General features: G+C 29.3%; 14 protein-coding genes and 1 riboswitch. Of the genes, 4 read left to right on the forward strand and 10 right to left on the reverse strand.

The features are described from left to right. Positions 1-10 precede the first annotated feature (10 nt). The 3 genes from SERIO_RS06155 to SERIO_RS06165 all read left to right on the forward strand — a co-directional run bounded on the left by SERIO_RS06155 (position 11) and on the right by SERIO_RS06165 (position 3,261). Positions 11-745 carry a hypothetical protein gene (locus SERIO_RS06155; protein WP_047791952.1) on the forward strand — a complete coding sequence of 245 codons (735 nt, stop codon included), beginning with the start codon at positions 11-13 and terminating at the stop codon, positions 743-745. Between the two features lie 319 nt (positions 746-1,064). Beyond that, positions 1,065-2,114, forward strand: a complete 1,050-nt coding sequence (locus SERIO_RS06160; RefSeq protein ID WP_047792066.1) for a rod shape-determining protein — start codon at positions 1,065-1,067, stop codon at positions 2,112-2,114. Between the two features lie 94 nt (positions 2,115-2,208). Next, complete coding sequence (locus tag SERIO_RS06165; protein ID WP_047791953.1) at positions 2,209-3,261, forward strand: rod shape-determining protein; 1,053 nt, start codon at positions 2,209-2,211, stop codon at positions 3,259-3,261. 68 nt (positions 3,262-3,329) lie between these two features. On the opposite strand, the gene SERIO_RS06170 is transcribed toward SERIO_RS06165, so the two are convergent. Then, entirely contained in the window at positions 3,330-4,103 is a 774-nt protein-coding gene (locus SERIO_RS06170; RefSeq protein ID WP_047791954.1) for a TatD family hydrolase, read from the reverse strand. A gap of 12 nt (positions 4,104-4,115) precedes the next feature. Continuing rightward, positions 4,116-5,462 (reverse strand): tRNA uridine-5-carboxymethylaminomethyl(34) synthesis GTPase MnmE, encoded by a 1,347-nt coding sequence (mnmE, locus tag SERIO_RS06175; RefSeq protein WP_047791955.1) that lies wholly within the window; start codon positions 5,460-5,462, stop codon positions 4,116-4,118. Between the two features lie 143 nt (positions 5,463-5,605). Between mnmE and SERIO_RS06180 the strand changes: the two genes are divergently transcribed. Next, positions 5,606-5,944 (forward strand): lipoprotein, encoded by a 339-nt coding sequence (locus SERIO_RS06180; protein WP_047791956.1) that lies wholly within the window; start codon positions 5,606-5,608, stop codon positions 5,942-5,944. Positions 5,945-5,973: 29 nt separating this feature from the next. On the opposite strand, the gene SERIO_RS06185 is transcribed toward SERIO_RS06180, so the two are convergent. From SERIO_RS06185 to SERIO_RS06620, 8 genes are all read right to left on the reverse strand, one after another. Continuing rightward, positions 5,974-6,558: a R3H domain-containing nucleic acid-binding protein gene (locus tag SERIO_RS06185; RefSeq protein ID WP_047791957.1), complete on the reverse strand. Its 585-nt coding sequence runs from the start codon at positions 6,556-6,558 to the stop codon at positions 5,974-5,976. A gap of 2 nt (positions 6,559-6,560) precedes the next feature. Continuing rightward, positions 6,561-7,835, reverse strand: coding sequence for a membrane protein insertase YidC (yidC, locus tag SERIO_RS06190; protein ID WP_047791958.1), 1,275 nt, complete (start codon positions 7,833-7,835; stop codon positions 6,561-6,563). A gap of 16 nt (positions 7,836-7,851) precedes the next feature. Further along, positions 7,852-8,169: a ribonuclease P protein component gene (gene rnpA / locus SERIO_RS06195; protein ID WP_047791959.1), complete on the reverse strand. Its 318-nt coding sequence runs from the start codon at positions 8,167-8,169 to the stop codon at positions 7,852-7,854. 37 nt (positions 8,170-8,206) lie between these two features. Beyond that, positions 8,207-8,341: a 50S ribosomal protein L34 gene (gene rpmH, locus SERIO_RS06200; RefSeq protein ID WP_047791960.1), complete on the reverse strand. Its 135-nt coding sequence runs from the start codon at positions 8,339-8,341 to the stop codon at positions 8,207-8,209. Between the two features lie 398 nt (positions 8,342-8,739). Continuing rightward, a complete protein-coding gene (locus tag SERIO_RS06205) occupies positions 8,740-9,468 on the reverse strand; it encodes a hypothetical protein (protein ID WP_047791961.1) in 729 nt (242 codons plus the stop codon). A gap of 12 nt (positions 9,469-9,480) precedes the next feature. Next, positions 9,481-9,651, reverse strand: a complete 171-nt coding sequence (locus SERIO_RS06605) for a hypothetical protein (RefSeq protein ID WP_158500498.1) — start codon at positions 9,649-9,651, stop codon at positions 9,481-9,483. Positions 9,652-9,780: 129 nt separating this feature from the next. Then, positions 9,781-11,226 (reverse strand): IMP dehydrogenase, encoded by a 1,446-nt coding sequence (gene guaB, locus SERIO_RS06210; protein WP_079450813.1) that lies wholly within the window; start codon positions 11,224-11,226, stop codon positions 9,781-9,783. 69 nt (positions 11,227-11,295) lie between these two features. Then, a riboswitch (purine riboswitch) is annotated at positions 11,296-11,393 on the reverse strand. A gap of 3 nt (positions 11,394-11,396) precedes the next feature. Then, the gene (locus tag SERIO_RS06620) at positions 11,397-11,978 is read right to left on the reverse strand and encodes a lipoprotein (RefSeq protein WP_047791963.1); all 582 of its coding nucleotides are present in this window, start codon (positions 11,976-11,978) and stop codon (positions 11,397-11,399) included. Positions 11,979-12,304 lie beyond the last annotated feature (326 nt).

Raw genomic sequence — 12,304 nt, forward strand, 5'->3', positions numbered from 1 at the left:
TGATTAATAAATGAAAAAGATCTTAGTACTCTTAACTAGTTTAACCCTGACGAGTAGCTTAGCAAGTAATGTTACTAGTTGTTTAACCTTAGATAATCGAATCAAACAGGCTTTTACTAGTTGAACTTTTAATGCCAAAACTGATGCCCCAATTTATGGTTCAGTTTTTCGAATTAATAAAGATCCTAATTGGTATTATTATTACTATTGGTTTATTCAACAACTATTAATTGCCTCCCAATTTAATTTAATTGATAAAACAATGTACCAACTAGTTTTAAGTGGTGATTGAAAATCCTTAGACCCTGGAACAATTAGTATTCATAATATTGCGCCAACATGATATCCAAGAGTAATTGATAGTTTAGAACGAGAAACTGATCCCTTAAATAAGAATGATTTTAAATTAATTTACACTTATTTAACCATTTATAATCCAATCATTTTACAAGGTGGATTACTAACTAATACTTATTCAAAAGAACATAGTTCAATTAAAATTGAATATAAAATTTCAACCAATAGCGCAATTGAAGCATACAAAAGTAAAATAAAAACAGATTATGAAAATTATTATAAACAAATAATAAATTTATATCCGGTATTAAAAACATACATTTTAGATTTATCAACAGCTAATCAAACAATTAATACGTTAGTAGACTCCTTAATTCATGTTGAAGTAGTATTATCCCCAAATTTTAACATTGCGTTAAATATTAACACTACTATTAATCCAATTTAACTATTGCTAATTTCAAGAAGTCATTAATTTTTTTATTCAACTATAAAACTCTTTATCAACTAAAATGCTAGTAACATCTCACTTTTAAAATAATTTTTGTTATAATAATTTAAATTAAATTCTTCTAGAAGTTCTCTTGCGAAGAAGATTCCTTTTTCTTAAAATTTATGTTATAATTACTTAGTATTGTATACTCTAATATCAATGTATTAGAGTCTTGCAATCCATTTTTTACTGACATTAATAGGAAAATTTTTTAATGTTAGATATTGTTTATGTTTATACACATTGAAAAAGAAAAAAGGGAGGAATTTTTACAATGGCAGGATTTAATAGCGGCAAAAGTAAAAGACCAACTTTCGTTTCAATGGACTTAGGAACTGCAAACACACTAGTGTATGTTTCAGGTTCAGGAGTAGTTTATAACGAACCATCAATCGTAGCTTACAGAATAAAAGAAAATAGAATTATTGCTGTAGGGATCGAAGCTTATAAAATGATCGGAAAAGGTAACAAATCAATTCGTATTGTAAGACCAATGGTTGACGGAGTTATTACTGATATTAGAGCAACTGAAGCTCAATTAAGATATATCTTCGGAAAATTACGAATCTCAAAACAACTAAAACACTCAATCATGTTATTAGCATGTCCAAGTGTTATTACTGAATTAGAAAAAGCAGCGTTGAAAAAAATCGCGATGAACTTAGGGGCAACTAAAGTTTTCGTTGAAGAAGAAGTTAAAATGGCTGCCTTAGGTGGAGGAGTAGATATCTACAAACCTACTGGTAACTTAGTTGTTGATATGGGAGGGGGAACAACAGATATTGCTGTTATTGCCTCAGGAGATATCGTATTATCGAAATCAGTAAAAGTTGCTGGAAACTATCTAAACGATGAAATGCAAAAATTCATTCGTTCACAATATGGATTAGAAGTAGGATCAAAAACAGCTGAACAAATTAAAATTGAAATTGGTTCATTAGCAAAATACCCAGACGAAAGAAAAATGAAAGTTTATGGACGTGACGTCGTTTCAGGATTACCAAGAGAAATCGAAGTTACACCAGAAGAAGTTAGAGAGGTATTAAAAGTACCGGTATCAAGAATTATCGACTTAACAGTCCAAGTATTAGAAGAAACACCACCAGAATTGGCAGGAGATATCTTCAAAAATGGAATCACAATTTATGGAGGAGGAGCATTAATTAAGGGAATTGATCGTTACTTCACAGATACATTACAATTACCATCAAAAGTTGGTGAACAACCATTACTAGCGGTTATTAATGGTACTAAAAAATTCGAATCTGATATCTATGACATCTTACGTCAAGAACAAATGCATACTAAAGAATTAGATTACTAAAAAAGAATATATTTAGAGAAATTCGCTTTAATTAAAAATATAGAGGTTTTTTCTTGATATAATATTTAGAGAATATATTAAGGAGGAAATTAACGTGAAACCAGAAAGACCATTTATCTCACTTGACTTGGGAACAGCTAACGTGTTAGCTTACGTTTCTGGTCAAGGGATTATCTATAATGAACCATCATTAATGGCTTACGATACTAAAACCAATAAATTAATTGCTTTAGGGAAAGAAGCTTATGATATGATTGGAAAGACACACGACCAAATTAGAATGGTGACTCCGCTAGTTGATGGAGTTATCGCAGATATGGAAGCTGCACAAGATTTATTAAAACACGTTTTCTCAAGAATGAAAATGATGAATATTTGAAAAAATGCGGTAGTTTTACTAGCATGTCCAAGTGGAGTTACTGAATTAGAAAGAGAAGCTTTAAAAAACGTTGCCCAAGATATGGGAGCTGACTTAGTTATTATTGAAGAAGAAGCTAAAATGGCAGCAATTGGAGCAGGAATCAACATTGACTTACCACAAGGGAACTTAATCATTGATATTGGAGGAGGAACAACTGACTTAGCAATTATTTCATCAGGAGATATTGTAGTTGCGAGAAGTATTAAAGTTGCCGGAAACCACTTTGATGATGATATCCGTAAATATATTCGTTCAGAATATAACATTGCAATTGGACAAAAAACTGCAGAAGATGTTAAAAAATACATCGGTTCATTAGTTAAATACCATAATGAACGTGCAATGCAAATTTATGGAAGAGACATTGTTTCAGGATTACCAAAAGAAGCTAAAATTAGTTCTGATGAAATTAGAAACGTTTTACTAAATGCCTTTTCTAAAATTACTGACTTAGTAATTGAATTACTGGAAAATACACCTCCGGAATTAGCAGGAGATATCATGCGTAATGGTATCACAATTTGTGGTGGGGGAGCATTAATTAGAAATATTGATAAATACTTCTTTGATATCTTCCAATTACCAACAAGAACTGCTTCTGATCCGCTAATGTGTGTTATTGAAGGAACAAGAGCGTTTGAAAAAGTTATTAGAAAACGTATTGAAAACGGTTACTATAACTTCAATGACAAAGGATTATTAGCTGGCATTGGGAAGAAAAAATAATTAACAAGATAAATTAAAAAAAACATTAGGTTAACCTAATGTTTTTTTTAATATTAATTCTTAATCCGTTATTCTTGGATGCCAAATACTTTTTTCCCATTCCGTGAAGTAACTCTAATCATTTCTTCAACTGGAATTTTTTTTAATTCGGCTAATTTTTTAACCGTATAAGTAATAAAACGGGGGTAATTTTTTTCACCACGATAAGGATCTGGTGTTAAATATGGTGCATCAGTTTCCACTAATAATTTATTTAATGGAATTAAACGGGCCACTTCCCGTAAATTTTCAGCATTTTTAAAAGTAATATTTCCGGCAAATGAAATATAAAATCCTAAATCTAAGAATTTTTGGGCCATGACAATATCCCCACCATAACAATGCATCTCACCTTTAGTTACTTTTTCTTCTAATAAAATTTTAAAACAATCTTCGTAAGCATCACGACAATGAATTACCACTGGTAAATCATGGGCTTTTGCAATTTTGATTTGTTTACGAAATCATTCTTTTTGTAACTCGGGTGAAACATTTTTATGGTAATAATCTAAGCCAATTTCCCCAATTGCTATAACTTTACTGGCATTGCTTAATTCATTTAACCGTTGAATATCTGCTGAAGAATGACGAGCAACATCAGTAGGATGAATCCCGACCGTTGCATAAACACTATCATACTGTAAAGCTTGGCGAACTGCCGCTTCGCTTGATTCAATATCATAGCCAACATTATTTAATAATACAACCCCACTAATTCTTGCCTCTTCAATAGTTTCTGATGTTTCATCAACATTATATTCTTCTGACATTAAATGACAATGTGTATCAAAGATCCCAGCCATATATTTTTCCTCTTACTTTCCAAGACAATATTTACTAAACATTGTGTCTAGCAAATTATCATCGTAACTTTCTCCTAACAATTCTCCCAGTAGATTTCATGATTCATGTAAATCAACATTAACAATATCAACAGGAAATCCATCTGTACTATTATTATATGCATTTTTCAAAGATTTTTCTACATTCTCAAGGATAGAAATTTGTTTTATATTACTCAAAATAATAGTATCATCCTTAAATAACTGATCAGTACTAAATAATTCATTAATCTTATTAATTAACGATTTAATATCCCGGTTAATTGCCGCCATTTCAATTTGGTGATCCGCTGAGAAGCGATATTGATGATGAGGATTTAAATCAATTTTATTAATAATAATAATTCGTTTTTTATTTTTTGTTAACTCTAATAATTCTTGTTCTTCAACAGATAAAGAACGGGTACTATCAAATACTAGTAATACTAAATCAGCTAAAGTAATTTGTTCTTTCGCTTTATTAATCCCAATTCGTTCAATTTCATTATCAGTTGTCCGAATTCCTGCTGTATCAATAAGATTTAAAGTTAAGTTTCCAATATTTACCCGACCTTCAACAATATCCCGGGTTGTTCCAGGAGTATCAGAAACGATTGCTTTATCTTCATTTAGTAATGCATTTAAAAGCGAAGATTTACCAACATTAGGTTGTCCTAAGATTACTAAATTAACCCCGTCATTTATTACTTTACCAATTTTACTTAAAGCAATAATTTCCGCAATTCTATTTGATAAAACCTTCAATTTTTCATGAAGTTCACCAACAGTTAAATTCCCAACCCCATCATATTCCGGATAATCAATATTTACCTCAATATTAGCGATAATATCTAGCAAATCATTGCGAAAATTATTAATAACACTAATATTTTTATTTTGTAAATTACTAATCGCAATTTTAGCACTCTGGTCATTTGTGGCATGAACCAGATCATTAATAGCCTCGGCTTGAATTAAGTTAATTTTGCCATTTAAAAAAGCTCGTTGGGAAAATTCCCCTCGATTAGCTAAACGAGCACCATTTTTTAGTAATAACTTTAAAATTTTATTAGTAATATAGACTCCCCCGTGGCAATTTATTTCAATGACATCTTCGCCGGTAAAAGAATTAGGATTTTCAAAACACATTAATAAAACTTGGTCTAATGTTTCTGCTCCATCCTTAATAAAACCATAATGAATTTCATTTTTATGAGGTTTAACTACTTTTGAAAAAATCTTATTAATAATCGGAAAAGCGTCTGGTCCCGACAGTCGGATTATTGAAATTGCTTGGTTCATCATACTTGTTGTTGGTGCAACAATTGTATCATTAATCATCTTAATCACCCTTTTAACATAACAAATTATACCAAAAATAAAGAATAAATTCGGTGCAATTATTTAAATAAAACCTAATTTTATTGATAAAATAAAAATACAAATAAATTATTTATTCATAGAATAGAAAGCGAAAATTTAACATGATGAAAAAAATCTTAGGTTTAATCGGAGCAATAACTTTTATAACAACTGGAACTACAAATGTAATATCTTGTAAAAACCCGGAGACAAGTAATAATTTAATAAACTTAGAAGATGTGTTAACAGTAACTGATTTAGGAAAAATCCCAACCATAACTCCCGATGTTGTTTTAATATATATTAAAGCGAAAAATCCAAAAGTAGTTATTACTGAAATTTTTGTATCCCTTGATTCAAGTGTCAAAGAGTTTGCCCGAGTACACGTCAAAGGAAATTCAAAAATTTATCACCAATTAGCAACTGGAAATGAAATTATTGTTCTTTTTCAACAAGGTTAGGATCCTAACACTTTTGCAAACGAAATCGCTTACTTAGTTATTTTATATTTAATAATAATTTTTTTATTATCACTATTATTAATCTTAATTGACTTTGAAGTTAACTGGGGAAAACGACTGATCACCTGGTGAATTATTTTACGTTTTTCAAGTGGCAAAGCAGGAAGAATTAGTTCATTTTTAGTTTGGACCACTTCATTAGCTCATTTATTAATTAAAAGTAAAAACTCATTTTCAATATTTTGCAATTGAATGTTTAAATAAAAATTATTTTTAAATTTACGACTAATATAAACATGCATTAAATTAGTTAAAATTTCAACTAGATTGTCATAACTATTATTCTGCTGACAAAATAAAATCCGAATGTTAATAGTTCGGCTTTTAATGGAAAAAAACATTTCACTATTGTTAATTAGTAAAATGTTTTGGAAAATGTCTTGCAACCATTGGTGAACAGTGGCACTGACATCTTGCATCTGATAAATTAATACGATAATTTTTTTACCAAAAAATTTTTTAACTGTATTTTCAACATTATAATAATGCTTATCAGATAAAGTATTTAAATATTTTTTAATTTCTTCATAGTTTTTAAATATTTTAATCATCATCGTTATTTTTTGTCTCTTTTTTTATTCTTATTATGTAAAGAAAATTTTGTTTTATTCTTATTTTTTGGAGCAATCGGATTATAAGAAACCTGATCACCCGTTTTGGTTTTTTTCGTTGGAGTAACATGAATTGTTTCCCCACTTGTAGTTTGGTAAACATTTTTCTTTTTAAACAACCCTTTAATTTTTTGGAAAACCATGTTTTTATCTTTACCTTTTTTACGCTTACGAACCCGTAGGTAATGGAACCCAAGGGTTTGTAAAATTTGAATAAACGCTGAGAAAATCCAGTAGATCGCAACCCCGGCTGCAATACTAATTGTAACAATGAAGAAGACAATAATCATTACCCCTTGCATAATAAATTGTTTCTTGCGGGCTTTTTTTTGCTCTTTGGAAATAACTTTGGTTTTCTTTAGGTTTAAAATGGTTGGTAATAACATTGATACAATCTGAATTGGTAAATATACAAATAAAATAACTAAATAAATGTAATGACCACTTGTAATCATATCTCACGGTTTTTCAATTAACGAAACTTGACCAATGGTTGCCATTTTTAAGTCCCGTGCTGATTTAACCACGGTATACATCGCAATCAAGAATGGAATTGATAAGAAGGATGATCCGATTGTTGATAACGGGGAAACCCCTTCCTTCCGATAAAGTTGCATCATTTCCATTTGTTGCTTTTGTTTCGCCGCGGGATCTTTTGAACCCTTATATTTTGCTTGAATTTCCGCTTGTTTAATTTGTAATAATTGCATTTTATCTTGGTTTTTCTGTGCTTTTCAACTAAACATTAGGGTAATTAACCGTACCATTAATGAGGTAATAAAGATTGCCCCAATAATTCCAGCTCCGTTTGATAAACCACCAAAACCATCAATAATTTTAACCATCACCCAGGCAACCGGGAATACGAAACAGCCATAGAAAGGAGACTGGGTCTTTGTAAAGGCTTCAGCTCATGTTTGAATTCCTAAATATGAATATTCATAGATTTTTCCATCAACAATATGGAAGAAATGTTCTTTCCCTACATTAACTGTTCCCACTAAGATTTCAAAGAAAACCCCAGGTTTATAAACCGACTGGCCAGTAACATCAGTAATTTGTCACACATTAAATTTACTTACCATCATCTGTCCACAACCTCATAGCATTGAAAGTAATAAAAATAAATATAAAATTAGCTTCGTTCACTTTCAAGTGATTGAGTATCAAGGCTTACGGTTTTTCTTCCCACCAGCAAAGATATAATCTCGGTAGTTCACAAAGTCCCCTCCTTTTCTATTTAATAATACTATTTAAAAGTATGTTCTTATTATCTTCATAACTATTATTAAAATAATTCTTTCGAACAATAATTATATAATCATAACCATGAGAGGTGCTATAATCTATATTTAACATACTGCGAATTTGCCTTTTTATTTTATTTCTTATAACCGCATTACCTAATTTTTTACCAACCGAGATTCCGAATCGATGATAAGTTAAGTTATTCTTTTTATAATAAATAAAATATCCGTTTGTTTTTAAAAGAGAACCCTTATTAATAATATTTTGAAATTCATGATTTTTCTTAACAGTAAATTTTTTTTTCACTATTGTAAAACCACAAAAATAAAGTAGCCAAAAAGCATTAGGCTGATAATACTTTTCTTCCTTTTGCTCTTCTTCTACTTAATACTTTTCTTCCTGATTCTGATTGCATTCTAGCTCTAAAACCATGAGTTCTTTTATGTTTAATTTTACTTGGTTGTCATGTTCTTTTCATAAATAAGCACCTCCTTAATACATTAAGACATCATATAAATAATATAATAATTGTTGAAAAATATCAACGAAAATATTATGTTTTGTCTAAAAATTATTTAAAAAATACGATACGTTTGAATTATTTTTTGTTATTAAAAAATATTCTATAAAAAATGATTTTATAAAATATTCTCAGTATTATAGAATAAAAATTAAGTTAAATGCCTGCATATTAGTATAATTAGGACACTACTGACAATATTATATAAAAACAATCCTCCACAAAATTATTGTTTCTGGTAGTATGATGAAATTCAAATAACAATTTCCATAAAATATATAATTATAGTGAGTGACGATAACCTTGCTATTGTATTCTAATGTAAATAAAAACAATAAAATATGACTCATAATATTTTATGAGTCATATTTTATTGTTTTGTCAGGAATTAAATTATAAAATAATGGAATTATCATTTCCCCTGCTCAACGCTTAACAAAATTAGAACTATGAAAATACTTTGTAAATAATTTAATTGCATCTTCCATTAATTTTGTACCTTTTTTTAAAATATATCGATTTGGTTCAATTAAACCTTCATCAATAATTCCTTCACGAATTGCTCATGGCGAAAAATAAGTTCCTGTTCTAACTCTGCGAGCTGCAAAAACATCCGTATAAAAATTAGATGTTCCAACATATGTATTATCCGGTCATCCCTCAAAAGATTCAATTTCATATCAAAACCCAATTCTTTGGTTTTCAAATTTATCAGATACTCAGTAAGCTCTTTGCTTATTTTCATCATACTGGGCTCAGCCTGCTCAATTTCACATTCAATGATGATATTTAATATAGTCAGGATATTGTTTATAAAGATCAAAATCATTAAGATAATTACTAAAAGCACCCTTTGTTTTGTTATCTAAAATATTTAAAATTTGGTCGGTAAAATAATATGTTAAACGTAAATTAGCATTATCAAAATAACCATCCACTGGATTTTCAAAATAAAGTGGAACATAAGTATATTTATTATATGTATAATCAATAATAGTATCTGGGTTATAAGGTAAATCAATTATAATACTACCATTCCAAGAATCAAAAATATCTTTATCATTGAAATATACTATTTGTGACATTTCTTGAATGTCTTATTCTAGTTGCAAAGATTTTTCTTGATAATATTTTTCCGCAATGATTTCTTGTTCAGAAGGACCCTGATTGTTAGCAAACTTTGGTCTTTGTGAATGACAACTAATAACAGGTAAGATTAAAGTTGTAGTTAAACATAATGAAGTTAAGATTTTAAATAAGTTTTTCATAAAAACTCCTTATTTTGCTTATATAATACACCTAAAATAAATCTAATTTTTATTAATAAACTAAGATATTTTTTACAAAAAAAAGAAAAAATTCATCTTTAGTTTAACTTAAAAATGAATCATAAATTTTTATTTTGTATAATTTGGCAGTTGTTTAACAATTGTAATATCGTGCGGATGTGATTCTTTTAGACCATTGTTTGAAATTTCAACAAATTCAGCAGTTGCTTGTAAAGTAGGAATGTCTTGGGCTCCACAATAACCAAAACCACTCCGTAAACCACCAACAAATTGGAAGAGAATATCACTAACTTTTCCTTTTAAAAGAACGCGTCCTTCGACTCCTTCGGGAACTAGTTTTTTATCTTTGTTTTGGAAATAGCGATCAGCACTTCCACGCTTCATTGCTGCTAGTGATCCCATCCCCATATATATTTTGTACTTTTTCCCATCAATTATTAACTCTTCACCAGATGCTTCATCACTTGAAGCAAAAATTGAACCCATCATAACCGCATTAGCACCGGCTGCTAAAGCTTTAACAACATCACCAGAATATTTAATACCCCCATCCGCAATAACAGGAATCCCTTTTTCTTTTGCAACTTCATAAACATCATTAATTGCACTAATTTGGGGCACCCCAACGCCGGCTACAACCCGGGTTGTACAAATACTACCGGGACCAACCCCCACTTTTAGAGCACTAGCACCAACATTAATTAAATCTAAGGCTGCTTGTTTGGTCACAATATTTCCCGCAATAATATCTAACTGTGGATACTTAGTGCGAATTTTCTGAACCATTGCAATAATACCATTACTATGCCCATGTGCAGAGTCTACCACAATAACATCCACATGACTAGCAACCAGGGCATCAACACGTTCTAAAGTTTCTGGGCCAACCCCTACCGCAGCGCCAACTCTTAATCGTCCTTGGTCATCTTTACAAGCAAAAGGATATTCTTCTTTATTATTAATATCCTTAATAGTAATTAACCCGGTTAAAACATTATCATCATTAATAATTGGTAATTTTTCAATTCGGTTTTTTAACAAAATTTCTTTCGCTGCTTCTAAACTAATATTTTCTTTGGTTGTTACTAAATTTTGAGAAGTCATATAATTAGCAACGGGTTCATTAAAATCTTGGCAAGCTCTAATATCACGGTTAGTAATAATTCCTAATAATTTTTTATTTTCATCAACAACTGGTAATCCAGAAATACGGTATTGGGCCATAATTTTTTCAGCTTCGTTAATATTAGCTGTTGGAGATAACGTAATGGGATCAATAATAAAGCCTGATTCATTGCGTTTTACTTTTTCAACTTCTTCTACTTGTTGTTGAATTGTTAAATTTTTATGAATAATTCCAATCCCTCCTTCACGAGCAAGGGCAATTGCCATTTTGGATTCGGTCACGGTATCCATTGCTGCTGATAAAAAAGGAATATTTAACATAATATTCTTTGTTAATTTAGTAGCTAAATTTACTTGGTTTGGTAAGACATCTGATTTTTGGGGGACAAGAAGTAAATCATCGAATGTATAAGTTTTTCTAATTTTCATTTTACACATCACCTTTCTTTTTTTATTTAAAACTACCCATTATAAGACTAAAAAATTACATGTAAAATAAAAATTACATAATTTTACCATAGTAATTAATTTACGGTTAATTGTAGAAACACTAGACCATATTACTAGCTTATATAGGATCCAATATTAAATTAGGTAAATTATAACAAAATAAAAAATAAATAAAATAAAAAATTAGTAATTCGCATTACTAATTTTAAAGTCAAATTACGCTGTGATTGTCATTGTAATAATTGGGTTAAAAGTCTTATCAACAACAGTTTTTCCTTGGTCATTTTTTTATAAGTTAAAACTGTTAAAGTCATTTTAATTAAATATCCTTCTTGTAAAGGTGTTTTATTAGTATCAGTACTATCTAAAGTTACATCCTTACCTTCTTTATCCTTGATAGTAACTGGTATTTCTCATTTAACACTTTCACCTTGGTGTAAATATTCAGCTACTTTTGTATTTTGAATATTATACCCATCAGCAATTGCTGATTTGTTATTAATTGAATCTAATGTACTAATTAAATAACCTAAAACATCTTTGTCTGAACCTCAGCTAGCTGAATTATCTTTTGTAATTTTCTTTAATTCTGCTAAACTTGTTTGAAATGTTTTACCATCTAAAGTTGATGGATTTTTTTCTGATGACTTTTCCCCATTACATGCAACAACTGATGAAGCACCAGTTGCTGTTAAACCAACAGCTCCTAGAATTGCTAAAAGCTTTTTCATTGATTTTTCTCCTTTTGTTTTTATAAAATAAAAATATATATCTTTCTTATTTTCTTAAGCATAATTGTAAAGAAAAAAATAATAAATTGCAACTTTATTAAAAATAAATTTAGTTTTCCACAATTGTTATAAACATATCTTAAATATGTTAATATTGTTAATAAGAATATAAATAGCCAATAATTATTAAAATTATCATAATTTTAAATTATTAATTACCTGTGGAAAACTTAAAAATTAAAGCGATGATTAAAAAAGACTATGACTTTTCCACATATTTATTTATAATAAATATTGGAATAAATAATTGGAGTGAATTAGAAACA

The sequence above is a fragment of the Spiroplasma eriocheiris genome (assembly GCF_001029265.1).
Classification (GTDB): Bacteria; Bacillota_I; Bacilli_A; order Mycoplasmatales; family Mycoplasmataceae; genus Spiroplasma; species Spiroplasma eriocheiris.